Source organism: Microbacterium sp. K36 (assembly GCF_004794355.1).
GTDB lineage: Bacteria > Actinomycetota > Actinomycetes > Actinomycetales > Microbacteriaceae > Microbacterium > Microbacterium paraoxydans_D.
Genome location: NZ_SSDN01000094.1, coordinates 18408 through 43865, shown reverse-complemented (window position 1 = coordinate 43865; position 25458 = coordinate 18408). Strand labels below are relative to the sequence as shown.

21 protein-coding genes are annotated in these 25458 nt (G+C 70.9%); 9 read left to right on the top strand and 12 right to left on the bottom strand.

What is annotated here, in order from left to right; all coding sequences use genetic code 11:
- From DW296_RS12920 to DW296_RS12905, 4 genes are all read right to left on the bottom strand, one after another.
- Positions 1–813 (bottom strand): sulfatase-like hydrolase/transferase (locus DW296_RS12920; protein WP_168429037.1); only part of this gene is annotated, 813 nt, incomplete at its 3' end.
- An 80-nt stretch (positions 814–893) separates the two neighbouring features.
- Positions 894–2240 carry a hypothetical protein gene (locus DW296_RS12915; protein WP_205807994.1) on the bottom strand — a complete coding sequence of 449 codons (1347 nt, stop codon included), beginning with the start codon at positions 2238–2240 and terminating at the stop codon, positions 894–896.
- Positions 2241–2268: 28 nt separating this feature from the next.
- Positions 2269–2619: an SHOCT domain-containing protein gene (locus tag DW296_RS12910; protein ID WP_136052553.1), complete on the bottom strand. Its 351-nt coding sequence runs from the start codon at positions 2617–2619 to the stop codon at positions 2269–2271.
- A gap of 1 nt (position 2620) precedes the next feature.
- The gene (locus DW296_RS12905; RefSeq protein ID WP_136052552.1) at positions 2621–3055 is read right to left on the bottom strand and encodes a DUF6325 family protein; all 435 of its coding nucleotides are present in this window, start codon (positions 3053–3055) and stop codon (positions 2621–2623) included.
- A gap of 141 nt (positions 3056–3196) precedes the next feature.
- On the opposite strand from DW296_RS12905, the gene DW296_RS12900 reads away from it, so the two are divergent.
- Positions 3197–3625 carry a DUF6325 family protein gene (locus DW296_RS12900; protein WP_136052551.1) on the top strand — a complete coding sequence of 143 codons (429 nt, stop codon included), beginning with the start codon at positions 3197–3199 and terminating at the stop codon, positions 3623–3625.
- Positions 3626–3638: 13 nt separating this feature from the next.
- On the opposite strand, the gene DW296_RS12895 is transcribed toward DW296_RS12900, so the two are convergent.
- Positions 3639–6092 carry a LuxR C-terminal-related transcriptional regulator gene (locus DW296_RS12895; protein WP_136052550.1) on the bottom strand — a complete coding sequence of 818 codons (2454 nt, stop codon included), beginning with the start codon at positions 6090–6092 and terminating at the stop codon, positions 3639–3641.
- A gap of 181 nt (positions 6093–6273) precedes the next feature.
- Here DW296_RS12895 and DW296_RS12890 point away from each other — a divergent pair, with 181 nt between their 5' ends.
- The 4 genes from DW296_RS12890 (at position 6274) to DW296_RS12875 (ending at position 12342) form a co-directional block, all read left to right on the top strand.
- Entirely contained in the window at positions 6274–7404 is a 1131-nt protein-coding gene (locus DW296_RS12890) for an AI-2E family transporter (protein ID WP_136052549.1), read from the top strand.
- Between the two features lie 85 nt (positions 7405–7489).
- Positions 7490–9205, top strand: coding sequence for a SulP family inorganic anion transporter (locus DW296_RS12885; protein WP_240743089.1), 1716 nt, complete (start codon positions 7490–7492; stop codon positions 9203–9205).
- Positions 9206–9877, top strand: coding sequence for a GAP family protein (locus DW296_RS12880; RefSeq protein WP_136052548.1), 672 nt, complete (start codon positions 9206–9208; stop codon positions 9875–9877).
- A gap of 122 nt (positions 9878–9999) precedes the next feature.
- Positions 10000–12342: an arylsulfatase gene (locus DW296_RS12875; protein WP_085607231.1), complete on the top strand. Its 2343-nt coding sequence runs from the start codon at positions 10000–10002 to the stop codon at positions 12340–12342.
- A gap of 23 nt (positions 12343–12365) precedes the next feature.
- On the opposite strand, the gene DW296_RS12870 is transcribed toward DW296_RS12875, so the two are convergent.
- The 3 genes from DW296_RS12870 to DW296_RS12860 all read right to left on the bottom strand — a co-directional run bounded on the left by DW296_RS12870 (position 12366) and on the right by DW296_RS12860 (position 17794).
- On the bottom strand, positions 12366–14897 hold the full coding sequence (locus tag DW296_RS12870) for a LuxR C-terminal-related transcriptional regulator (protein ID WP_275092121.1): 2532 nt from the start codon (positions 14895–14897) through the stop codon (positions 12366–12368).
- Positions 14898–15040: 143 nt separating this feature from the next.
- Positions 15041–16021: an FUSC family protein gene (locus DW296_RS12865; protein WP_136052546.1), complete on the bottom strand. Its 981-nt coding sequence runs from the start codon at positions 16019–16021 to the stop codon at positions 15041–15043.
- A gap of 123 nt (positions 16022–16144) precedes the next feature.
- Positions 16145–17794 carry a SulP family inorganic anion transporter gene (locus DW296_RS12860; protein ID WP_168429035.1) on the bottom strand — a complete coding sequence of 550 codons (1650 nt, stop codon included), beginning with the start codon at positions 17792–17794 and terminating at the stop codon, positions 16145–16147.
- A gap of 180 nt (positions 17795–17974) precedes the next feature.
- Here DW296_RS12860 and DW296_RS12855 point away from each other — a divergent pair, with 180 nt between their 5' ends.
- The 3 genes from DW296_RS12855 to DW296_RS12845 are packed head-to-tail and all read left to right on the top strand — an operon-like array spanning position 17975 to position 19679.
- Positions 17975–18361, top strand: coding sequence for an SHOCT domain-containing protein (locus DW296_RS12855; protein ID WP_025103101.1), 387 nt, complete (start codon positions 17975–17977; stop codon positions 18359–18361).
- Positions 18362–18400: 39 nt separating this feature from the next.
- Positions 18401–19234, top strand: a complete 834-nt coding sequence (locus DW296_RS12850; RefSeq protein WP_136052545.1) for a mechanosensitive ion channel family protein — start codon at positions 18401–18403, stop codon at positions 19232–19234.
- Between the two features lie 43 nt (positions 19235–19277).
- Positions 19278–19679, top strand: coding sequence for a RidA family protein (locus DW296_RS12845; protein WP_136052544.1), 402 nt, complete (start codon positions 19278–19280; stop codon positions 19677–19679).
- 2 nt (positions 19680–19681) lie between these two features.
- Here the strand turns inward: DW296_RS12845 and DW296_RS12840 are convergent, their stop codons facing one another.
- Genes DW296_RS12840 through DW296_RS12825 form a run of 4 tightly spaced genes read right to left on the bottom strand, consistent with a single transcriptional unit; the run spans position 19682 to position 23252 of the window.
- Positions 19682–20758: a DNA polymerase IV gene (locus tag DW296_RS12840; RefSeq protein ID WP_205807992.1), complete on the bottom strand. Its 1077-nt coding sequence runs from the start codon at positions 20756–20758 to the stop codon at positions 19682–19684.
- A 39-nt stretch (positions 20759–20797) separates the two neighbouring features.
- Complete coding sequence (locus DW296_RS12835) at positions 20798–21649, bottom strand: CPBP family intramembrane glutamic endopeptidase (RefSeq protein ID WP_136052543.1); 852 nt, start codon at positions 21647–21649, stop codon at positions 20798–20800.
- On the bottom strand, positions 21646–22371 hold the full coding sequence (gene trmB / locus DW296_RS12830) for a tRNA (guanosine(46)-N7)-methyltransferase TrmB (RefSeq protein WP_136052542.1): 726 nt from the start codon (positions 22369–22371) through the stop codon (positions 21646–21648). Before trmB ends, DW296_RS12835 begins: the two co-directional genes overlap by 4 nt.
- Before the next feature lie 41 nt (positions 22372–22412).
- A complete protein-coding gene (locus tag DW296_RS12825) occupies positions 22413–23252 on the bottom strand; it encodes a DUF3097 domain-containing protein (RefSeq protein ID WP_136052541.1) in 840 nt (279 codons plus the stop codon).
- Between the two features lie 122 nt (positions 23253–23374).
- On the opposite strand from DW296_RS12825, the gene DW296_RS12820 reads away from it, so the two are divergent.
- Positions 23375–25408: a TPM domain-containing protein gene (locus DW296_RS12820; protein ID WP_136052540.1), complete on the top strand. Its 2034-nt coding sequence runs from the start codon at positions 23375–23377 to the stop codon at positions 25406–25408.
- Positions 25409–25458: the final 50 nt, after the last annotated feature.

Here is a 25458-nt window from a genome sequence, read left to right as displayed (position 1 = left end):
GCCCTTCTCGATCATCCGGGCGAGCACCCAGTCGCGGTAGGCATCGTAGCCGTCGTCGAACGCGCCCTTGTACTTGTCGATGTATTCCTGCGGAGCGTGGTGCGGCGCGTGGTTCGCCCCCGGGCAGAACCACATGTACCAGGGCTTCGAGGGATTCGACGCCTGCTGGTTCCGGATCATCGAGAGCGCCTGGTCGGCGAGGTCCTTGGACAGGTGGTACCCCTGATCCGGGCCATACGGCTGCTCGATGAAGTGGTTGTCCTCCACGAGGTCCGGGTACCAGTTGTTCGTCTCGCCGCCGAGGAACCCGTAGAAGCGGTCGAACCCGAGCTGCAGTGGCCACATCGAGCGGCTGCCGCCCGGAGCGATGTCCTCCTCCGGGACGTTGTGGTTCTTGCCGAGCCAGAACGTGCTGTACCCGTTCTCCTGCAGCACCTGCCCGATCGTGGCGCACTCCGCGGGGAGCCGCCCCGCGAAGCCGGGGAAGCCGTTCGTGCCCTCCATGATGACGCCGGCGCGGTTGACGTGGTGGTTTCGCCCCGTGAGCATGGTGGACCGCGTCGGGGAGCACAGCGCCGTGGTATGCCACTGCGTGTAGGTGAGGCCGCCGGCGGCGAGACGGTCCATGGTCGGCATCGAGATCCGGCCGCCGTACGGCGACCAGGAGGCCAGACCGGTGTCGTCATACAGCACCACGAGGACGTTCGGCGCTCCGTCCGGCGCCTTCCGCAGCTCGTACGGCGACCAGTCGGGTCGGGAGTCGCGGACGTCCAGCGTGATCTCGCCCGAGAAGTCTGCGTTGAATTCCGACATCGTCTCTCCTTCGTTCCTGGCGCGTCCGCGCTCTCTTCGGCCTGAGTCTTCCGACCCCGCGCGCGTGCCGACAGGGGTCCTCACCCGCGCCGGGTGATCTCCGCGTCGCTCGCGTCCGCGCCGACGGCGGCGTCCTGCTCCTCCGGCGCCGTGGCGGGGCCGGGCCGTCGCAGCAGCTCCACGAGGATCGTCAGCACGAGCACGCCGATCGCCACGCCGAGGACGGCGCCGAAGGTCACAGGACGCGTCGCCAGGAGGATGAGCACCCCGATCGCCATCCCGGCGATGAGGATCGCACCGCGATAGCGGTCGACCGCCCGCCCGAACCGCCCGGTGGAGATCCCCCGTGCCTCCGCCGCCTCGCGAAGCGCCCCGAACCCGCTCTCGGTGACGCCGCGCACCGTGCGGGCACTGCGGCTCGACCCGGCGAGCCACGCCCACAGCGCGATGAGCACCCCGACCAGAGCGAGCGCGACGATGGTGGAGCCGAGGAGCGCGGTGAGCTGATCGAAGAGGGATTCGGCCGCCGCGGCCGTCATGATCGACGGGCTGACAGCGCTGACGAAGAACCCGCGTCCGACGCCCATCCCGGCGGCGAGGAGGAAGAAGACGACGGCGAAGCCCGCGCTCGTCCAGAACAGCGCCCGTGGCCGGTTCACCGCGAGCAGGACACCGAGGACGACGAGGCCGAGCACGACCCACGGCAGCCAGAACCCCGCCGTCACCGCGATCTGGTAGACCGTGCGGACCAGGACCAGCGCGTCTGCCTGCACCACCGGGATGGTGCGATCGATCACCGGGATGAGGTCGGCGACCCCGGCCCCACGCTCCGCCAGAGCCTCCTTGACCCGTTCGACGACCGCGCCCACGTCCACCGAGAGCACCCCGTCGTCGCTGAGTTCCAGCGCGGTGCCGGGCTCGTCCTGCAGGATCGCGACGGCGCGCTCGTGGGTGAAGCGCAACGTCTCCGCCCAGATGTCGGCGAACTGCTGCGACGAGACCACATCGTGCACGACGCCGTCGATCAGGGACGACAACCCCGACGCGGCCGGTGCTTCCAGCAACCCGAGGGCCGCTGTGGCACGCGGCGGGAGGTCGAGGGCGCGCAGGCCGTCGAAGAGTTCGCCGACCACCGCATCCAGATCGACCTGCTCGTCGATCGCCGCCGTCACCTGGTCGGCGACGAAGTCCTGCACGTCCGGGTCCTCGGCCAACGGAGCGAAGGTCGCGACGAACCGGTCCGCATCCACGAGCTGCAGCCGCGCCCACGTCCCCATCGCCGCGATCGGCGCCAGGAGCACGGCGACGACGAGCACGATCCCGGCGATGATGCTCCGGGCCGAGATCCGGCGTCGAGGGCGTCGGAGCGCCTCGTTCTCCTGTTCCAGCGCGCGCAGTCGTTCCCGCAGGTCCTCGATCTCGCTCATCGGCGTCTCGTCTCGATCGTCGCGACGCTCAGCTCAGCAGCTTCTGCTTCGCGGCGGTGAACTCCTCCTCCGTCAGCACGCCGGAGGCCTTCAGCGATCCGAGCTCCTGAAGCCGGGCGATCAGGTCGTCCGCCGGTGCGGGAGGCGTGGCAGGCGGGCTCGTCGGCGGCGCATACTGCGCGGCCGCGTTCCGAGCCGCGTCGTCCATCTGGGCCTGTTGCTGGGCGGCCTCGTACTGCTGCTGCTCGTACTCGCTCTGCGCACGGCGCTCCTGATGCCGCATGGCGGCTCCCTGCACCGCGGTCGCCGTCCCGGCGACCACCGCGGTCCGCGCGGCGAGACCGATGAGCCCCGGCCGACCGAATCTCCGCAAGGGCATGTCAATCACCTTCCTGTTCGAGGATGTCCATCACCGCATTCACGACGGGAGCCGGAACGCGCTCGCTGCGCAGCACCTGGCCGCCCGCCGCGGCCACATCCTGGGCGAGGGTCCGGGCGAAGAGGAGCTCCAGCACCACGACCGCCGCCGACCGCCCCGGTGGCACGGTCTCCGCCAGGGCGCGGACGTCGTCCTCGCTCGCGAGTCCGGCCACGATCGGCTCGAGGCCGTCGAGGGTCAGGGGCTCCTCAGCCTCCTCCAGCTCGAGGATCTCGAGATCACCGTCCGCCGTCCGCGTCACCAGCACGAAGTCCAGCACACGAACGACGCCGCCAGACACGAGGTCGTTCAACGCGCCGAACGTCGCCGGATCCGGCCGGTCGCCGTCGAAGCCCACGAGATAGAACTCGACGGGCCCGAATCGGAACTCCTTCATGTCGCCACCCTTCATCCGCGGTCCAGGATGGCACCGCCGTCGTCGCCCGCTCGCCGGTCCTCACCCGCTCCGGGTGAGGATTCGGGACTCCCTCTCGGTGCGGCTGTCACCATCGGAGGACGGAACGAATCGAGGGTGGCCATGAGGAGCCGGGTGCTGGGAGACGTGGAGTTCGTCGTGGTCGAGCTCCGCAGCGCACACCCGGGACCACCCGTCCTCGAACCGCTGCTGCGTCAGGTCGAGGCGGGCACGCTGCGCGTGCTCGACTTCCTCGTCGTGCGCCGCGACGCCGCCGAGGGGCACCGCATCACGGAGGTCGACGGCGACGACTTCTCGCTCGCCGGCCTGCCCCTGTACGCACCGGGCCTGATCTCCCTCGACGACGTCCGACACTTCCTCCCGTGGGTGCCTCCCGGCGCCGTCGCCGCCGTCATCCTCGTCGAACAGCGCTGGGACGTGCGCTTCGTCCGCGAGGTCGAGGACGGCGGCGACCGTATCCTGGCGACCCAGTCGATCCCCTCCGCCGTCGCGAACGCCGCCCTGGTGGCGACGCTCGGTGCGCGGGCCTGACATCCCTCCCGACTCAGACCATGGCGTGCACGGCCTCCCGGCGAGAGGAGACCCCGAGCTTCCGGTAGATCGCACGCTGGTGCGTCTTCACCGTGTTGACCGAGACGCGCAGCTCCTGGGCGATCTCCGGCAGTGTCCGTGCGGTCTGCATCTGATGGAAGACGTCGCGCTCTCGCTCCGACAGCCGGTCCGTCACTGAACCCACGGCGTCGACGGCGAGGCATCTCTCGATGAACTCCTCGAACTGCGTGCCGTGATGCACCTGAGCCTGCAGCAGGCGCCGTACCGCGACCTCCCGCGGGCCGAAGAGCACGACGAGGTTCTCCTGCGAGGCCACGGCGAGCGCGGCCTCGCACAGATCATGAGCTTGCTCGTGGTGTCCCGTCCCCCGCCGCAGCACCGCCGCAGTGATGAGCGTGGCGGCTTTGACGTACGACAGCTCGGAGCCGCCCCGCAACGATCGCAGCATCTCCAGCGCCGCCGCATGCTCCTCGGCGCGACGCAGGATTCCGGACAGGGCCACGCCGACGAGCGGGAGGTCGGTACCGCCCGCGTACTTCTTCGCGATGCGCAGCGCGCGCTCCCTCCGCCCCACCGCCTCCTCGAGCAGCGCCACGGACGATTCTCGGAACGCCGGCCACGCCACACCCTGCACGACGTCGATGGGGAGCTCCTGCACGCTGATGGCCGCCCGGCGACAGATCGACGGGTCTCCCGTGAGCGCGGCGGCGTAGGCGCCCATCATGCGCGCGTGGCCGGCGAGATCCCGCCCGGCCCCGGCCTCCTCGCGCGCCGCCTCGAAGATCCGCACCGCCTCCTCCGCCTCGCCGGACCAGTAGGCGACCCATCCGGCGGCGGCCTCGGCGCTTCCGCTCGCGAAGGTGCCCCGTGGGAGAAGGGTGTCTCCGACGCTCTCCTCCTCGGCCAGGACGGTGGCAGCCTCCGAGAGCCGACCCGAGGCGGCGAGGCCGTACGCCAGGTGACCGAGCGCGCGGGAGGTGAGATCGGGGTCCCCCGCTTCCCGCGCCTCCCGCGCCGCGGCGGAGAAGTACTCGATCGCGAGATCCGGCGCCGCCCGATTGCGCAGCGCTGTCCATCCGAGCAGATGGTTGAGGGCCACCCGGCCGCCGTACATCCTGTCGTCCTGGGCCTGGAGGAGCGCGCGGATCTCGGGACCGGACACGGCCGTCTCGGCGGAGGACTCCGCCAGCAGCAGGCGGACGATGAGCAGGACCGCCGGGTCGCCCTTGCCCGGCGTCCGATCGAGGAGCGCCTCGGCTCGGCGACACAGCTCTCGGGCGACGCGATGGTCTCCGAGGATGTCGCTGGCACCGGCACGCACGAGGAGGAGCTGTGGATCATCCGGCGTGTCACGCAGGAGGGAGATCACCGTCCGCTCGACGTCCCCCGCCGACGCGCCGACCACGAGTCCCAGCCAGTGGCGGAGGAGGATGGCCCTGGCACCGGCCGGGTCCCCGGCGCGGCGCGCATGCGTCACGGCGGCGATCGGGTCCGTACCCTCCAGAGCACGGGCGGCGCGGCGGTGCGCGGCGGCATACCGGTCGGCATCCGTCCGGGCGAGGTCGGCACACCGACGGGCGAACGCCGGATGCCACCGATAGGTCGGGCCGGTCGGGCCGTCGAAACGGTCGAGGAACAGGCCGAGCCGGACGCAGCTCTCGAGGAGCTCGGCGGCGTCCTCCCTCGCCGTCACCACCGCTGCGGTCTCCGGAGTCAGTTCCGCGCAGGCGATGCCGTCGAGCACGAAGTCGGCGAGTCCCGGCGGTAGCGCAGCCAGCACGTGCTCGCGCACGTACTCGCCGAGGAAGGAGGATGCTGTCGATGCGGCGGTGGACGGCAGGGCACCGCCCACGAGCACGAGCCGGACCGCGATGGGCCACCCGCCGGTCTCCTCTCGGACCGCGGTCGCGTCGAGTCCGCCGGGGAGTGACAGCATCAGACGGCGGATCTCCTCGGTGGAGAACCGGAGCACGTCGACGCCGACGAACGATCCGGGGTGCATGAGGCGGTGTCGGGACAAGGTGACCTCGATCAGCGTCGTGCCGACGAGGAGGAGACGGAGGCCGTCCGGAGGCTGATCGGCGAGCAGGCCGAGCAGCCCCTCGCGCCAGCCTTCGCCCGCGCGGTGCGCATCGTCGACGATGAGGTGCAACGGATGCTCGGCGTCCTGCAGCGCCGCGCAGATCTGCCGGTAGGCGCGGACCGGGTCCTCGACGTCACGGGGCACGGCGAACGTGCGCCCCGCACGCTCGGCGGCGAGGGCCAGCGCGTTCATGACCCCGGACGTCAGCAGCGCCGGATCGTCGTCCGAGGCGCTCAGCGTGAGCCAGGCGACGTCGTCGTGCGTCGCAGCCCAGGCCGTGGCAGCCGTCGTCTTGCCGTAGCCGCTCGGTGCGCTGAGGACGGTCACCCCGTCGGCGTCCACGGCTGCCGTGATCGCCGACATCACGCGGTCCCGCGGGAGGACGCCGATGGGCGGGGCGGGTGGCCGGAAACGCATCGCCGGTCCCGGCCTCGTGGAACGTACGGGAGGCGACATGGCAACACGAAACCACGGGTCCGCGCCCCCTTCCAGGGGGTGAGGCCGCAATCACCCGGATGAAAGTGCCGGGGGCTACGCTGGCGGCGTGACCCCGCTCTCGACTCCTCCCGGCCCCGCGGCAGACCGCGCGATCTCACCGGCTCTGCGGACCCTGCTGATCCTGGCGGCGAGCGCGATCGTCCTCGCGGGCGTCTCGCTGGCGCGCGAGGTCTTCGGCCCCCTGGCGCTCGCGATCGTCATCGTCGTGATCTGCGAACCCGTCCGTCGTTCCTTCCAGCGCCCCGGACGGCCCGCCTGGATCGGGACGACCGCCGTGATCGTGCTCGCCTACGTGATCCTGCTGGCGATGGCGGCGCTGCTGTGGCTCGCCGGCACCCAGTTCGCCCGGCTCGTCAGCGACCTCGCATCGCAGGACGGCCTGGTGCGCGCCGCCGATCAGATCGTCGCCTGGCTGCAGTCCCTCGGCCTGGACCAGGAGGCGGCGGATGCCGCGGCCTCGGTCCTCGACCCCGAGACGCTCCTCGGCCTGGCCGGGAGCCTGGGCAGCGCGGTGCTCGGGGTGGCGACAGCGCTGTTCTTCGTCTGCGCCTACATCATCTTCCTCGCCGCGGACGCCGCCCGCTATCGGACGGCTCCGGCGCTCTTCGGCGCCACGCACGGCCCCGTCCTGCGGCGCATCTCCCATCTGCAGACGGGGGTTCGTCGGTATTACGTCGTGAACGCCGTCTTCGGCGCCGTCGTGGCGATCATCGACGGCCTCGCGCTGTGGTGGATGGGCGTCCCCGCCCCGGTCGTCTGGGCGATCCTCGCCTTCGTGACGAACTTCATCCCGAACATCGGGTTCGTGCTCGGCCTCATCCCGCCCGCGATCCTCGCCTTCGTGGTGGGCGGCTGGCCGCTGCTCCTCGGCGTCATCGCCGTGTACTGCGTGGTGAACGTCGTGCTCCAGGTCCTCGTCCAGCCCAAGTTCGTCAGCGACGCCGTCGACCTGAGCCTCACGCTCAGCTTCTTCTCGGTGATCTTCTGGACCTTCGTGATCGGGCCGCTGGGCGCCATCCTCTCGATCCCGCTGACCCTGCTCGTGCGTGCCCTCGTACTCGAGGGCGACCCGGGATCGACGTGGGTGCGCTGGGTCAGCGGCGACCGTAACGCTCTCCCGGAGCCGAGCCCTGAGCCCCTCCCCGCCCCGACCCGACGCCGGTTCCGGCGGCGCTGACGCCGCGCACCGCCGGCGCCGCCGCGCGAAATCACCAGGGCGAGGTTGCCCGCCGCTCTGGTCGTCGCCTTCCGACGATGCCATCGTGAACCGGAACACGCCGGCGACGAAGGGAGAGCGCATGCCGCGTCCGCTCGCGGGCCTGACCCGACGCAACCTCGCGACCGAGCTCACCGCGGGGGTCACCCTCCTGGCGATCGCGATCCCGCTCAACATCGGCTACGCCCAGATCGCCGGGCTCCCCGCCACGGCCGGGCTGTACGCCCTGATCGTGCCGACCGTCGTCTATGCGCTCGTGGTCTCATCGCGTCAGCTGGTCGCCTCCCCCGATGCCGCCGCCGCCGCGCTGGTGGCCTCCTCCATCGGCGGGCTGGCCGTCGCCGGAAGCGCCGACTACGCCACGCTCGCCCTCGCCCAGGCGATCCTCTGCGGCGGGATGTTCCTGCTGCTCGCGGTCTTCAAACTCGGCTTCCTGGCGAACTTCCTCTCCAAGCCCATCCTCGTCGGCTTCGTCGGCGGACTGGCGCTGGACATCATGGTGAGCCAGATCGCGAAGATGCTCGGGGTGAAGATCGACTCCGGGGCGGAGTTCGTCGACAAGGTCGTCGCGCTGGTCACCGGTCTCCCCTCGCTCAACGGCTGGTCCGTGCTCCTCGCCGCCTGCTCCGTCGCGGTGCTGCTCCTCGGGCAGCGCTACCTCCGGGCGGTGCCCTGGGCACTGATCGTCCTCGTCGCGACGACGGTGGCCGTCGTCCTCACCGGCCTCGACGGCCGTGGCGTGGCGGTGCTCGGCGACGTCCCCGCCGGCCCTCCGACGCTCACCTGGCCGGTCATCGACTGGTCCCTCTGGCTCGCTCTCGTCCCCTCCGCGATCGCCCTGACCCTCGTGACCACCGCGGAGGGTCTGCTCGTGTCGCGCTCCTACGCCGAGAAGCATCGCTACCCGTTCCACGCCAACCGCGACCTGCTCGCCTTCGGGGTCGCGAACGTCGCCGCCGGCGCGCAGGGCAGCTTCGCCGTCGGATCCTCGACGTCGCGCACCGCGGCGATGGACCAGGCCGGCTCGCGCACCCAGCTCCCGGCGCTCGTGCTCGCCGTCGGCACGCTCCTGCTGCTGCTCTTCGGCACCGCGCTGCTCGCCGACATCCCCTCCCCGGCGATCGGCGCCATCGTCGGCGTCGCGATCATCCCGCTCCTCGGCATCCGCGACTTCATCCGGCTGTGGCGCCTCGACCGGTTCGAGTTCGTCATCGGTGCGGTCTGCTTCCTCGTGACCCTGTTCGTCGGTTCGATCGCGGGAATCCTCGTGGCGTTCGTGCTCGCCCTCGTCAACCTCGCGCAACGCGCCTCCCACCCCGCCATCGACGTGCTGGAGACCTCGGGCGACCCCGGCGAGTCCCTCCTGGAGGACGCTCCCGCCGGCACGACGACCGCGCCGGGAGTCATCGTCGTCCGGCTCGCGGCACCCCTGTTCTTCGCCAACGGCGCCGTGTTCTCGGCCGCCGTGAAGGAGGCGGTCCGCGCCGCAGGCCCGTCCGCCGTCCAGCACGTCGTCGTCGACATGGAGGCGGTGACGGACGTCGACGTCACGGGCGCCGAGGCCTTCCAGGCGCTGCGGGAGTGGCTCGACACGCAGTCGATCTCCCTCGCCTTCAGCCGCGTCCGGCCGAACACGCTCCGCCGCCTCCGCTCGCTGGGGATCCTCGACCGGGAACCGGTCTACGCGACCAACCGCGCCGCCATCACCGAGCTCGCGCCGACCGATGCCGCTTCGCCGGCTCCGAACAGGAAGGGCAGCTGAATGGGTGCCGTCATCGGGGAGATCCTCCCCCTCGCCGTGGGCGTCGCGATCAGCCCCGTGCCGATCATCGCCGCGATCCTCATGCTCCTGTCCGCGAAGGCACGGGTCACGAGCGTCGGATTCCTGCTCGGCTGGATCGCGGGCATCGTCGTGGCGGTCGGCCTCTTCACCCTGCTGTCTGCGGTGCTCCCCGAGGAGGATCCGGATGCCTCCCGCCCGATCCGCGGCGTCATCCAGCTCGTCCTCGGACTCCTGCTGCTGGTGCTGGCGGTCGGTCAGTGGCGCAAGCGCCCGCAGGCGGGGCAACCGGCGGCCCTGCCGTCGTGGATGAAGGCGATCGACACGATGTCGTTCGGCACGGCGCTCGGACTGGGGTTCCTGCTGTCGGCGGTGAATCCGAAGAACCTGCTCCTGGCCGCCGGAGCCGGGGTCGACATCGGGGGCGCGGCGCTCGACGGGAGGTCCACGATCCTCGTGATCGCCGTCTTCACCCTGATCGGGGCGTCGACCGTGCTCGTGCCCGTCGTCGGCTACCTCGTCGCCGCTGCACGGCTGCGCGCCCCGCTCGACGCCCTGCGCGGATGGCTCGCCGCCGAGAACGCGGTCATCATGGCCGTGCTGCTGCTCGTGATCGGCATGTCCCTGATCGGCAAGGGCATCGGCAGCTTCTGAGCGCGCCGCCGCCGCGCCACGGAGATCACCCGGATGAACGCGTCACGGGACCCGTGACCCCGGCCCTGACCCGGCAGTACTGTGCGGGGAAAGGCGGTTCGGCAGAGATGAAGGAGATGGACATGGCCCGTGACTTCCAGGGCAGAATCGAACTCGACGTCCGCGATTCGGAGGCCGACTGGGAGGCGTTCCTCCCGGCGAAGCCCCGCGAGGGAGCACCCAACGTGCTGGTCGTCCTCTATGACGACACCGGCATGGCGGCCTGGTCCCCGTACGGCGGACGCATCAACATGCCGACCATGGATCGCCTGGCGCAGAACGGTCTGACGTACTCCCAGTGGCACACGACGGCGCTGTGCTCCCCCACCCGCTCGACGTTCCTCACCGGACGCAACCACCACCTCAACGGCTTCGCGACGATCTCGGAGTCGTCGACCGGCTTCCCCGGCTACAACTCCCACATCCCCGACTCGAACACCACGATGGCCCACGTCCTCCGCGACGCCGGCTGGTCGACGTTCTGGGTGGGCAAGAACCACAACGTCCCGATCGATGAGTGGACGGCCGGCGCGTCCAAGAAGCACTGGCCGCTGGCGCAGGGGTACGACCGCTTCTACGGCTTCATCGGCGGCGAGACGAACAACTGGTATCCGTCCCTCGCCGAGGACAACCACTACATCGACCAGCCCTACCTCCCCGAGGACGGCTACCACCTCTCGAAGGACCTCGCCGATCGCGCGCTGTCGATGATCCGCGACGTCAAGCAGACCGAGCCGGACAAGCCCTGGTACATGTGGTTCTGCCCCGGCGCGAACCATGCCCCGCACCACGCGCCGCAGGAGTACATCGACAAGTACAAGGGCGTGTTCGACGACGGCTACGAGGCCTACCGCGAGTGGGTCCTCGCCCGGATGATCGAGAAGGGCATCGTCCCGGAGGGCACCGAGCTCACCGCGCTCAACCCGATGCCGGAGGGCACCTTCACACCTGTCGACGAGGTGCGTCCCTGGGACACCCTGAACGACGAGGAGAAGGCACTTTTCTCGCGCATGGCGGAGGTCTACGCCGGCTTCAGCGAGTACACCGACGCCCAGGTCGGCCGCATCGTGGACTACCTGGAGGAGTCCGGGCAGCTCGACAACACCCTCATCATCTACTGCGCCGACAACGGCGCGTCCGGCGAGGGCAGCCCCAACGGCTCCGTCAACGAGGGCAAGTTCTTCAACGGGGTACCTGACGACATCACGCAGAACATCACGATGAGGGATGCGCTGGGGTCCCCTGACACCTACAACCACTACCCGACCGGATGGGCCGCGGCCTTCTCCACGCCCTACAAGATGTTCAAGCGCTACACCTACCAGGGCGGCGTGTGCGATCCGCTGGTGATCCACTGGCCCGCCGGCATCAAGGCCCGCGGCGAGGTGCGTCATCAGTACCACCACTCCACCGACATCGTGCCGACGATCCTCGAAGCCTGCGGCGTCGAGTTCCCGGAGGTCTACAACGGCATCGAGCAGACGCCGCTCTCCGGCGTCTCGATGGCCTACTCGTTCGACGCCGCCCCAGACGCGCCGACAGCGAAGGAGACGCAGTACTACGAGATGCTTGGACAGCGCGGCATCTGGCACAACGGGTGGAAGGCCGTGGCCGTGCATGGCCCGATGAGCGGGGGCGGCCACTTTCTCGACGACGAGTGGGAGCTCTATCACACGGACGTCGATCGCGCCGAGGCCGTCAACCTCGCCGCCGAGCATCCCGACAAGCTGGAGGAGCTCAAGGCCCTCTGGATGGAGGAGGCGAAGGCGAACGCGGTGCTCCCACTGAACGACCTCCAGATCATCGGCAACCCCGAAGACCTGCAGACCTTCCTCAACATGGAGTTCCACCAACCCGTACCGCCGTCCGGTCGATTCGTCTACTACCCGGGCACCAGTGAGGTGCCCGAGCGATCGGCGGCGAACACCCACGGCGTCTCCTTCAAGATCGCCGCGGAGGTCGAGTTCACGCCAGACACCGAGGGCGTCATCTTCGCGCACGGCTCCCGCTTCGGCGGACACACACTCTTCGTCAAGGACGGCGAAGTGCACTACGTCTACAACTACCTCGGCATCCCTCCTGAGAATCACGTATCTGCACCGATTCCGGCACCCGGTTCCCACATCGTCGGGATCGAGTTCACGAAAACGCACACTGGAGACTCGCTGGAGGCCGTGGGCCCCCTCCGACTTCACATCAATGACGCCGTCGTAGGCGAAATGGAGCTCCACACCACTCTCGGCCACTTCTCGCTCTGCGGCGAAGGCCTGACGATCGGGCGGGACAGCGCCGACCCCGTGTCGTCCCTGTACGGCTACGGGTTCGACTTCCGCGGCGGCCACATAACGCAGGTCGTTTTCGACGTCGCCGACGACGCCTACATCGACCTGGAGGCGCACCTGGCGGCGGCCATGGCCCGCGACTGACGACCCGGCGGCCGCCCAGGCCCTCAGAGCAATCCGAGGGCCTGGGCGGCCGCTGTCACGCCATCGCGATCCGAGACCCCGAGCTTGCGGTAGATGTTGCGCACATGCGTCTTCACCGTGTTCGGGGAGATGTACTCCTGCTGGGCGATCTGGCGGAGCGTGGCATTGCGGCTCAACGCGCTCAGCACGATGCGCTCACGCTGCGTCAGCTCCTCCTCCACGAGCACGCCGGCGGCGGCGAGCCGCCCCCGCACCCGATCCGCGAAGTGCGTGCGGGCTCCGGCCGTCGCCCGGGCCGAGAGCAGGCGGGCGACGACGGGGCCCGCCTCGGCGATCCGGCGCACATGCTCCTCCGGCTCCGCAAGGGCGAGGGCGGTGGCGAGCGCCAGCTGCGCCCGGTCCGGCTCCCCGTCGTGCACGTCGAGCTCCGCCTCCACCAGCCAGGCGTCGATCAGCGAGGCCGGGAGCAGACATGGCGTCGCCCCCTCCAGCACCGGTGCCAGCGCACCACGGGCGATGCCGTCGCGGCGGTCATGGATGGCGGCGATCGCACGCAGCACGAGTACATCCCCGGCGTCGCCCAGCATCTCCTCCATGTCGGCGATGAACCGGTCACGAAGCGTCGGCTCGCCCAGCCGATCGAAGGCATGGACGGCGAAAGGCCCCATCATGGCGTACCAGTGCGGGGGAAGCGGGAGGTCACTCCGCGGCGTCAAGGTGTCGAGAAGCCCCACCGCCGCGTCGCGGGGGTCGGCGACCTGCTCGGCCGCCAACAGTGCGCGCATCCCCTGCAGGCCCCTGGCGATCGCGGTCTCACCGCCGTCGTCGATCACCCGTGCGGCCGTCTGCAGCGTCTGCACCTCCTCCAGGCTCTGCATGCCCTCGTAGGGCGCCCAGAAACGCCAGACGCGCGTCACCTCGAAGAAGGGGTTGTCCGGTTCGTCGAGCTCGTGCCAGCGGCCCTCCAGAGCGGCTCCCGCCTCGGTCGCGTCCCGGAGCCTCCCCCGGAAGAGCACGCTGGTGGCGAGAACCGCCTCCGCCTGGAGCTCCGCCGCACGCGCTCCGATCGCCCTGGCGAGATCCCCGGCGAGGCGCGCCGTCGCCTCCGCCCGGTCGAGCCGTCCGATGTAGAGTTCCGCCGTCGCAGCCTCCAGGAGCACGTAGGCATCGACCTGCTCTTCGCCGCTGAGGTCGCGGAGGTCGGCACGGACGCCGTCCAGCGCCTCGGCGATCCCGCCCCGCCGGAGCGCGGTGTGCAGCTCGATCCCCTGCCGCCAGCGGCGGTCGACGTCGGGCTCCCCCCGGCCGACGGACGGGACGATCACCGCAGCCGAGGGGTCTCCGCACGACAGCTCCGCCGCTGCGATGAGCATCCGCACGGTCGGCACCACCCGCAGGATGGCCGGAAGCTCGGCCATCACCTCCCGCACCTCGTCCGCGCGGCCGTCCAGCACGAGCTGCGTGCCGCAGCGCCGCAGGACTCCCGCCGTGCACGCCGTCTCTCCGCCGCGCACGGCATGCCGCAACGCGAGCACCGGCTCATCGTGTGTCGCGAACCAGTCCGCCGCCCGGCGATGGAGCTGCTCCTCGCGGTCCGCTCCGCCCTGCCGAAGCCGACCCAGGAGGAACTCCCGCAGCAGCGGCGGATAGTGGTAGCGGGGTGGTTCCGCGGTGTCAGGGCCGGCGAGCACGGTGAGACGGAGCAGCCGGTCGATCATGGCCGTGACCACGCCGGCCCCCGAGAGCTCCGCGGCGAGCTCGGCGGTGAAGGCCTCCGCGACCGCGGTCGCCTCCAGGAATGACCGGAGCGCGCCGTCGAGGTCTCCGAGCACCTCCTCGACGAAGTAGTCCGCGACCTCAGGGGCGTCCCCCCGCAGCGGATGGGCGAGGACCGTCTGCGCCCCTGCAGCATCGAGCATCATGAGCTGCAGCCCTGTCGCCCACCCCTCGGTGCGGGAGAGCACGGAGCTGATCTCTCCCTGCGAGAGCCGGATGCCGCGGATGCGGAAGAACGCCCTGACCTCGGCCGGGTCGAACGCGAGCGCTCGGGCGTCGATCTCGAGGGCCACCCCTGCGATGCGTCGTCGCGCCAGCGGAATGGCCCTGGTCCCTCGACCGGAGAGCACCACGTGCACGTTGCCCGGCGCGTTCTGCACGAACGTCGAGATCAGTTGCGCCGTCTCCTCGTCCTGCACGCGGTGCACGTCGTCGACGACGATGACGATGCGCCTCCTCGCTTCGGCGAGGGCTCTGGCGAGCGCCCGCGCGGAGGCCGCCGACCGCACGGACGGCACCTGTGCCAGCGCCTCCTGCAAGCCACGATCATCGACCCTGCCCAGGGCCGCGCGGACCAGCGGCAGATCCGCCTCCCCGCGCTCCAGCGCTACCCATACGAGCTCGATGTCTGCGTGAGCGCGGAGATCCTCAGCCCATTGCGACAGCAGCCTGGTCTTCCCCGACCCTGCCGGGGCGCTCACGAGAGTGAGCGTCCACGGCCCGTCCATCGCGGCCGTCAGTCGTGAGAGCAGGCGCTCTCGACGAACCTCACCCTTCACTGCAGCAGGTGCCGCGCTCTCGCCCGTTCCCGCCGTCCACGCACTGTTCAGCACTCGAAACCCCCCGATTTCGATCTTGCTCCCCCTCGCGGGCAGTCTATTGCAAGGTGGGAGCGGTCCCGCAAGGGGAGCGCCCGTCGCGCTCACTCCGAGACGTTCACGTGCGTCGGCCGCCGGATCGCCAGCAGAGCGGGGATCAGCGCGCCGAACAACAGCGCCAGGGCCACGCCCAGAAGCGTCTCGAGCGTCCTCTCCAGGAAACGCGCGGTCGGCGGCTCCGACGACGTCGACAGCAGCAACGTGAGCACGAGGAAGGTCGTGAACGCCGGCGCGACGTACCACCGGCTCTCCTGGACTGCACCGAGACACCCCACCACGACACCGATTGCGAACCCGATCGCAGCCCCGCTCGGAGACAGCAGGGCGAACCCCGCCGCCACCAGCGCTCCGACGAGCACCGACGCCGCCCGACCGACGCTGCGCAGGACGAGCTGGCCTCGCACAGGACGCATCACCAGCAGCACGGCGCCGGTCGCCCAGCCGACGTGCTCGACCCCGGTCGCGAAGCCGATGGCCGCCGCCGTCGCGGCGGCGACGCCGAGCAGGAAGCCGTACATCAGCAAGGCTCGCCCTTTCGGCATCGATGCCGCGGCCCGCACGCCCGCCTCGTGGTCCGGCCAGAGCAGGGCGATGAGCCATGCGTACACCGAGCCGGCGACGATCGCACCGGCAAGGAGGACTGTCGTCGTCGACAGCGGGAAGCTCAGACCGATCCCGACCATGGGCAGGACCAGGGTCAGAGCGAGCTGACCGGCGCGCTCCCGCGCGGCGAGCATGCTGGCAAGGACCGCCAGCACAGCCACGGCGAGCACAGCGAGGACAGGTACGAGCGCGAGCGTGGCACCGAGCAGGAGCCCCAGCGCGACCAGCGTCCCGAGCACGGGGATCGCCGAGCGCGCCCGTCGCCGTGCAGGAAGCCCGACGACAGCCGCCGGCAGGACCCCGATGCTCAGAGCCAGCGCGACAGCGGGATCGAACGGCGCGACCGCGATCGCGGGCATCGCGTAGAGCACGCCGAGACCGAACCGGGACCATCGCCACGTCACTCCGGCGCGTGCCGCCATGCCCGCCTCGCTCTCCGGTTCCGGCTGCGGTCGGGCATCGTCTCCCCTGTCTCGATCGCCGTGGACCTTCCGTGCCGTCAGCCTAGGCAGGCGGTGGCCGCACGTCACCGCTCATCGGCCACTTCACCCGGGTGAACGCCGCTGCTCCTCCCGGTCCGCCGCGGCCCGGAGCCCGACATCGACCGCGGGGTGCACGCGTCCGGCCGCCGCCAGGGCGGAGTACCACGACGTCCGAGCCGCGACAGCGGTCGCGTCCGCAGGCAGAGCCGCGAGATGGAGCTCCACGCCGAGCTGCGCCAGCTCCCGATCGAGGGCTTCGAGCGCGTCGAGCACGGTGATGGACATCACCACCTGCTGTGGCAGTCCGAGCACGAGCGTCCGCACCGGCTCGGCCTGCGCGGCGACGGTCTGCACGATGAGGCGCTGGTTGGCGAGCGCATTCGCCGTGTAGAGCCCCCGCTCGGGCTCCAGCCCGAGAGCGCTCCCCCGGCTCCCCACCACACGGACGCGGGGGATGTTGAGCTCTCGCAGCACGAGCACCAGCGTCACGACGACGCCGACAGCCACCGCGGGGAGGAGCCCCGCGGTGAGACCGATGGCCGCCACGGAGGTCGCGACCCAGAAGTCCATCCGACTGATGCGCGCCCAGCGCACGAGCTCGGGGATGTTGATGAGTCCAGCCACCGCGGTGAAGACCATCGCCGCGAGCGTCGCCTCGGGCAGCAGGCTCAGCACCGGAGCGAGGAACAACGCGACGAGGACGGCGAGCCCGACAGTGGTCAGCGTCGCCAGCTGGGAGCGCGCACCGGCACCCTGGTTGACGGCGCTCTGCGAGAACCCTCCCGCAGCGGGCATGGCCGCGAAGAAGGCACCGACCGTGTTCGCCGCGCCGGTCGCGAAGAGCTCCTGGTCGCTGTCGATCTGCGGCTCCGTCGCCTGGCGCAGGCTGCGTGCGACGGCGGCGGACTCGAGGAAGGCCATGACGGCGATCGCCAGCGCTCCGGGTACGAGCGCCGCGGCCTCGGACAGGTCCGGGATCCCCGGAACGGGAAGACCGCCGGCCACCGGGGCGATGAGGTCGACACCGAGACCGTCGATCCCTCCGACCCCCACGAGCAGCATGCCGGCGGCCACGACGACGAGAGTGCCGGGGACCCGCGGAGCGAAGCGTTTGAGGAGCAGGAGTGTGGCGATGGATCCCGCCGAGAGGAGGAGCGTCGGGATGTTGACGCTGTCGAGCGCCTCGCCCACCGCGACCAGGGAGCGGATGAAGCCGTGGCCGGAGAAGTCGAAGGATTCCCCCAGGAGCTTCGGGAGCTGCCCGACGGCGACCGTCGCCCCCACCCCGATCTTCAGCCCGAGCACAGTCGCGCCGCTGATGTTCTCGACGAGGGATCCCAGCCGGCACGCTCGTGCCAACAGCAGCACCGCTCCCACCAGGAGGGTCAGCATCATGAGCGCGCCGATCGCGTCGTCCGCGCCCGCCGCGACGCCTGCCGAGACCAGCGTGGTCGCGGTGAGGGTCGCGATGGTCGATGTCGTCGAGACGCTCATCGCCCGGCTGCCACCGAGGAGGGCGTACACGAGCATGGGGACGATGCACGTGTAGAGGCCGACCTGCACCGGGAGATTCGCGATCGTCGCGTACGCCATGGCCTGCGGAACCACGACCGCACCCGCGGAGAGGCCGGCGAGCACGTCGCGCACGACCCAGCGGCGCTGGTAGCCGTCCAGAGTGCTCAGCAGCCACGGTGGTCTGTGCACTGTGCTCATGGGACTCCCTCCGCCGTCGAGGGAAGCGTACTGCCGACGCTCCCGGCGCGACCGGCCGGAGGCGTCTCACCGCGGCGAGTCACCCGGGTGAACTCCCGACGGAACCGGTGCGCCGGCGCTGCGCCCGCCGGTATGTTCCCAGCGTGCCCCGGAGACGGTGGCACCGAGAAAGGAGCAGTCATGGGATTTTGGGCATCGTTCTGGGACATCATCTGGTGGTTCCTGTGGATCTTCGCCTTCACCGCGTATCTCTTCGCCCTGTTCGCGATCATCGGGGACCTGTTCCGCGACCACAAGCTGAGCGGCTGGTGGAAGGCCGTGTGGATCTTCTTCCTGATCTTCGTGCCGTTCCTCACGGCGCTCGTGTACCTCATCGCCCGGGGCAACGGCATGGCCGAACGCAGCAGTGCGGAAGCCCGTCGAGCGCAGGAGGCCGCGAACGCGTACATCCAGCAGGTGGCCGGCAGCAGTCCGAGCGAGGAGATCGCGAAGGCCAAGGCGCTGCTGGACGCCGGGACCATCACGCCGGACGAGTACTCCCTCATCAAGGCGAAGGCGCTGCAGTAGGCCGCGCACCGGCCCCCACCGGCGCGAGGAGCCCACGGCATGGACCTGCAGGATCTCCTGCCCACCGACATCGACTGGTGGCAGCTGGTGCTGGCCCTGCTCGTCGCCCTCGCGACCTGGATCATCTCGCGGTTCGCACGCCGGGGCACGACAGCCCTGCTCCGGCGTGCTCCCGGCATCTCCACCGCCGTGGGGACTGCGATCGCGCAATTCGTCGGCTATGCGATCCTCCTGCTGGGCTTCGGCATCGCGCTCGCCATGCTGGGCGCGAACGTGCAGCCCTTGCTCGCGATCGTCGTCATCCTCGGCATCGTCGCGATCCTGGTCCTCCGCGGCGTGGCGGACAACTTCGCGGCCGGTGTGCTGCTGCAGGCGCGCCAGACGGTCCGCATCGGGGACGAGATCGTCGTGGAGGCGCTGGACTCCGTGATCGCCGGGACGGTGACGGAGCTCAACGCCCGCGCGGTGATCCTGCATACCGTCGACGGCCGCACCCTCCACATCCCCAACGCACGTCTGCTCTCCGATCCCGTCGTCAACGACTCCACCCGCGGCGCCCGACGCAGCGAGGTGGAGATCAGGGTGCGACGCGACGGGAGTGCCGGGATCGACGGGGTGCTCGGTCCGCTCGTCGATGCGGCGCGGACGGCGGAGGGCGTGCACCGGCACGAAGGCGTGCGGGCGCTGGTGGTCAGCGTGAGCGGGGACCGGCTGATCGCGCGGCTGCAGTTCTGGCACCACCCGCTGCACGGCGCCGTCGTGAGTGCCGCCGTCGTGGTCGCGGTCTTCGACGCCGTCAGCGGCCTCGGCACGACCGGCACGGTCACCAGCGTCCCGGCCCCGCCACCGCTCGTACCGTCGGATCCCGTGTGACACCGGGGTACGCGATGTCGGTGCCCTCGGGCATGATCTGCGCATGGACATCACCTTCCTGCAGCCGGACGGCCTCGTCCGCAGCCCCGCCTTCAGTCACGCCGTCGTCATCCCCGCGGGGGCGACCACCGTCTACATCGGAGGGCAGAACGGCGTCGACGCCTCCGGCGCCGTCGTCTCCCCCGACGTGGGCACGCAGTCCCTTCGCGCTCTCGACAACGCGCAGGTCGCGCTCGAGTCCGCAGGGGCGGCGCTCGACGACGTCGTGAGCTGGACCATCCTCATCCACCAGGAGGCCGATCTGCGCGCGGCGTACGGTGCCGTGGCCGCCACCCTCGCCAGGGACGGCGCTCCGCCCCTCGTGACCGCCGCGCGGGTAGCGGGCCTCGGCGTGCCGGGAGCGCTCATCGAGGTGAGCGCGATCGCCGCGATGATCCGCGACTGAGGTCAGATGCGTCCGCGGACAGGCGTGCGCTCGACACCGTCCGGTTCGTCGGGCATCGTCATCTCGGCCCGCACCCCGAGCAGACGCACTTCGCGGTCGGCGTCGAGGGTCTCACCGAGGACGAGCGCCATCGCGACGACTTCGTCTCGATCCGTCGTGGGGGCCGAGAGCTTCCGGCCGAAGGTCCTCGTCTCGAACGGGGCGTACCGCACCTTGAGATGCACCCGCATGACCGGGCGCCCCTCGGCGGCGCAGTCGTCGAACGCGTGTCCCGCGAGCTCCCGCAGCGCGTCCTGCACCGCCTCAGGCGTCGTGAGGTTCTGCTGATATGTGGTCTCCCGACTGTGGCTCCGCGCCACCCACGGAGTGTCGTCGACGATCCGTGGCCCCAGCCCCGAGCCCAGACCGAGGTACCACCGCCCCATCTTCGGACCGAACTCCGCGACGAGGGTCTCCTCCTCCGCCGCCGCGAGTTCGCGCACCGTGTCGATGCCGTGCGTCGCGAGCCGCTTCTGCACCTTCGGCCCCACGCCCCAGAGGTCACGGGTCGGCCGGGCACCCATCACCGCGAACCAGTTGTCGGCCGTCAGCCGGAACACGCCTCGTGGCTTGCCGAACTCCGTCGCGATCTTCGCCCGCACCTTGTTGTCTCCGATGCCGACCGAGCACTGCAGCCCCGTCGCCTCCTCGACCGCGCGCTGGGCGGCCCGCGCGACGCCCTCCGGGTCATCGGTCACGACGCCGAGGAAGCACTCGTCCCACCCGATCACCTCCAGCACCACGTCGGGCAGCGTGCGCAGCGCTGCCATCACCTCATCCGAGGCCCGCTCGTACTCCGCGTGGTCCACGGGCAGGAACACCGCGTCCTCCGGCGCCTTGCGCGCCGCGATCTTCAGCGGCATCCCCGACCCGATGCCGAAGGCGCGCGCCTCGTACGACGCCGTCGAGACGACGGCCCGCTCGGTCGGATCGCCGCGTCCCCCGATGATGACCGGCCGTCCGGCCAGCTCCGGGCGTCGCCGCACCTCGACCGCGGCGATGAACTGATCCATGTCGAGATGCAGCACCCACTCGGCCATGCATCGAGTGTGGCCGCTGACGCCGGGGAAGTCACCCCGTCAGACGAGGAAGACCGGCAGCAGACCCGGGTTGTGGGCGTGGACGAGCACGGCGAACACCACCGCGTCGAAGAGGAGGTGCACCGTGACGACGTAGGCCAGCGAGTGCGTTCGGAGGAAGATGAACCCCTGCAGGAGCGCGAACGGGATGGTCAGCAACGGCCCCCACTCCCGGTACCCGAGCTCCCAGAGGAACGAGACGAACACGACGGCCTGCAGCACGTTCGCGAGCGCATCAGGGAAATGGCGCCGCAACAGCGCGAAGACGGTGCAGATGAAGAACAGCTCGTCCCAGATGCCGACCGCGCCGACACCGACGAACAGCCGTGCGATGAGATCGGGCGTGTCCACCACCGGCCAGTTCTGATAGACGCCGCTGGTGATGAAGTAGAAGGGCAGGATCAGCCAGCCGAGCACGAGAACGGCGACGAGCCAGCCCCAGTGGAGCAGCCCCCAGCGCTGCCCGGTCCGCCAGGGGAACCGGATAGCCCGGTCGCGGAAGACGAACCGCGACATCAGATATGGGACGAGCACCGCGCCGCCGAGCGCGAGGGTGAAGCGGAGCATGGCCAGGTTGTCGAGCTCCGCCGCGAGCGGGATGACGCTCACGATGAGCATGCCGAGCGCGATCAGCGAGAGGTCACGGCTGAGCGAGGGCCGCCGGGATCCGTCGGCCCCGGGGAGCGGCTCGTCGCGGCGCTCCACGAGCACGGCGGCGCCGAGGCCCAGCGCCAACAGCAGCCAGCCGAGCCAGGGCAGCGCCGCGACGAAGAAGGCCGGAGCGGCCGCGCACACCAACGCCGCGGGAACGAGGCGCACCCCCACGGGCGCGCTCGGAGGAGCCTGCGTCATGCACGATCCCGTCGGCGGTACACGAGGTCGCGGATGTCGCGGCCCTTCGCGAGACCCTTTCGCTCGAACGCGGTCATGACCCGACCGTCGAACCGCTCGGCCCAGTCGCCCTCGAAGGCCCGCTCGAACAGGGGCTCGGCGTCGAGCACCTCCCGCATCTGGAGCGCATAGTCCTCCCAGTCGGTCGCGAGCCGGAGCAGGCCGCCGTCGCGCAGCGCCCTGGCCGCCGTTTCCCCGAATCCGGGCCGGACCAGACGCCGTTTCGTGTGGCGCTTCTTGTGCCACGGGTCGGGGAAGAAGATCCACACCTCGGCCGCCGCCGCCTCCGGGAGGTAGGAGGACAGCACCTCGGGCGCATTGGCCTCTACGACGCGGAGGTTCCGCGCGCCCGCCCGATCGGCGTCGAGCATGGTCCGGGCGACCCCCGCGCGGAACACCTCCACGGCGAGGAAGTCGTCGTGCGGACGGCTCGACGCAGCAGCGACGATGGCATGACCCTGGCCGGAGCCGATCTCGACGAAGAGATCCGCCTGGCGGCCGTACTCGGCCACCACGTCGAGCCGCGCCTCGGGGTGCACGGAGGTCCACGCCACGGCGCGCGGCACATCCAGCAGATAGTGCGGGGCGAGATCGGTGAAGGCGCGCTCCTGCGCCTCGGACATCCGGCCGCTCCGACGCACGAAGGACACCGGCTCATCGCGGAAGGTACGCGGTTCGGGCATGGATCCAGGGTAGTCGCCGGGAACCCGGCCGCCGGACGCGGTCAGCTGGCGGGCTCGGTGACGAAGTCGATCAGCTCTTCCACCCGGCCGAGGAGTGCGGGTTCGAGGTCGCGGTACGTCGTGACCTTCGACAGGATGTGCTGCCAGGCCCTGGCGGTGTCGGCCTGCGTCTCGTGCGGCCAGCCGAAGGCGCGGCAGATGCCCGTCTTCCAGTCGACGCCGCGCGGGATCTCGGGCCACGCGGCGATGCCGAGGGCTCGAGGGGTGACGCACTGCCAGACGTCGACGAACGGGTGTCCGACGATACGGACATGGCGGCCGTGCGGTCCGCGGGCGACCGCCTCCGCGATACGGGACTCCTTCGACCCCGGCACGAGGTGGTCCACGAGGACGCCGTACCTCCGGCGCGCGCTCGGCGGCTCCGCGGCGAGGAGTTCGTCGAGGAGATCCACGCCCTGGAGGTACTCGACCACGACGCCTTCGACGCGCAGATCGGCCCCCCATACCTTCTCCACGAGCTCGGCGTCGTGCCGTCCTTCGACGAGGATCCGGCTGGGCAGCGCCGTCCGCGCCCGCTGATCCGCCACCGCGAAGGAACCGGAGGCGGTGCGGCGAGGTCCCTGCGCGGATGCCGTCGGCACCGTGAGGCGCACCGGTGCCCCGTCGATGAGGAAGCCGCCGCCGAGGGGGAACAGCCGCCGTCGCCCGACGCGGTCCTCGAGCTCCACGGCACCGCCCTGCACCTTCGTCACGGCGCCGCAGAATCCGTCCGCCGCGACCTCGACCACGAGGTCGACCTCGGCGGGCACCTGCGGCACCGGCTTCGCGCCGCGCTCGCGCCAGCCCGCCGCCAGCACGTCCGATCCGTACCTGTCGTCCATGCCTTCCAGCGTATGTGTCTCCGCTGAGGGCGAACGCCGAGACGCGCGCGAGTGCTGTCGCGTGTCGGACCCAGTGCATAGACTCGACACATGGGGCTCGGCTGCCGGTCGGAGGGAACACGATGACGAAACGGTGGCTGACGCTGGGTGTTCTGGCCCTCGCGGTCGCGGCGGGTGCGCTGTCCGCCTCGGCGGCGTCCGCGACCGATCCGCTCACGCTGGACTCCGGGTACGTCACCGACCAGGCCGACGTCCTCTCCCCCGCCGAGGAGGAACAGGTCGAGTCCCGTCTGCAGGAGCTCACCGACAACTCCTCCGCCGATCTCTTCGTCGTCCTCGTCGACGACTTCACCGACCCGAGCGACAGCGTCGACTGGGCCGATCAGGTCGCGAACGACAATCGGCTCGGCCCCGATCAGTACCTCCTCGCGATCGCCGTCGAGGGCCGCAGCCTCTACATCTCCGCCGACTCCTCGGGGCCGTTGAGCGACGGGCAGCTCGCCGCCATCGAAGACGCCATCGCCCCGCTCGCCGGAGACGGCGACTGGGTCGGCGCGATCACGCTGGCCGCGGACGAGATCCAGGGGGACGGGGGCGCCGGGGCGCTCCGCGTCACGCTGATCGTCGTCGGGGTGGTCGCGGCCGCCCTGCTCATCTGGCTCGTCGTCGCTCTGGTCCGACGCGCACGCCGCGCCGCAGCCATCCGCGAGCGAGGCGCCATGCCGGAGACCCCGGATCCCGCCGATCCGTTCTCGACTCTCACCGATGCCCAGGTCGAGCAGCAGGCCGGCGTCGCACTCGTCCGGGCCGACGACGCGATCACCTCCAGCCGGGAGGAGTTGGGTTTCGCCGTGGCGCAGTACGGCGAGGGCGCGACCGCGGAGTTCTCCCGCGCCGTCGACGAGGCGAAGGCGAAGATCGCCGAGGCGTTCGACCTCCGGCAGAAGCTCGACGACGAGATCGAGGATTCCGTCCACGACCGCCGTGCGTGGCACATCCTCATCATCCGGCTGGCCGACGAGATCGACGAGATCCTCGACGACAACACCGAGGCCTTCGACGAACTGCGGCGGCTCGAGCAGAACGCGCCGCAGGAGCTGGACCGGGTGCGGCGAGAGCGCGCCGATCTGACGCCGCACCTCGCCTCGGCCGCTCCTTCCCTCGCCGCTCTCGTCGTGACCTACGACCAGGCCGCCCTGAGCACCGTGACGGACAACCCGGCTCAGGCCCAGGAGCGCGCAGCCTTGGCCGATCGGGCGATCGACGCCGCGGCCCAGGCCCTCGCGAACGGGCGCACCGGTGAAGCGGCGTTCGCGATCCGCACGGCCGAGCAGGCGGTGGCGCAGGCCGCGCAGCTGGTCCAGGCGATCACCGCGCTCGGAACCGAGCTGACCGGGATCGAGACGCAGGCGCAGGAGCTCGTCACCGAGCTCCAGGGCGATGTCGCTGCGGCAGCGCAACTGCCCGACCCGACCGGTACCCTGGCGAGCGCGACCCAGACGGTGACCGCACAGCTGCAGAGGGCACAGGCCGATCTCGTCGCCACGCCCCGCAACCCGCAGCGGGCACTCGACGCCCTCACGGCCGCGAACGCGCAGATCGATGGTGCGATCGCGCACGGACACGAAGCCGTGGAGCGCGCTCGACGGGCCCAGCAGCTCCTGGAGCAGACCCTCACCCAGGCGGCCTCCGAGATCCGGGCTGCCCGGGAGTTCATCGAGACGCGCCGCGGCACCGTGGGCTCCACCGCCCGGACACGCCTGGCCGCTGCCGACGCCGCGTTGACCCAGGCCCTCACCCTGCGCACGTCGGATGTCGAGAACGCCCTGGCCGAGGCGCAGCGCGCCCTCGATCTCGCACGCCAGGCCACGTCCGCCGCGGAGGCCGATCTCCGCGCGTACAGCCCCGGCGGCTATCCGGACGACGGCTGGGGCGGAGTCTTCGGCGGCTCCGGGTCCCGCTCCGGCGGCTCCGGCATCGGCGGGGACATCCTCGGCGGGATCATCGGCGGACTCCTCGCCGGCGGCGGGGGCGGCGGCTCGTCCCGGCGCAGCAGCGGCTGGCGCTCCTCGGGCGGTTTCCGCAGCTCCGGCTTCGGCGGAGGCGGATCCCGCGGGGGCGGCGGACGCGGACGCTCCGGAGGTCGACGCTTCTGATCCCCCGCACAGACACATACGCCAAGCTCTCGAAGACGCCCCTCTGAAAG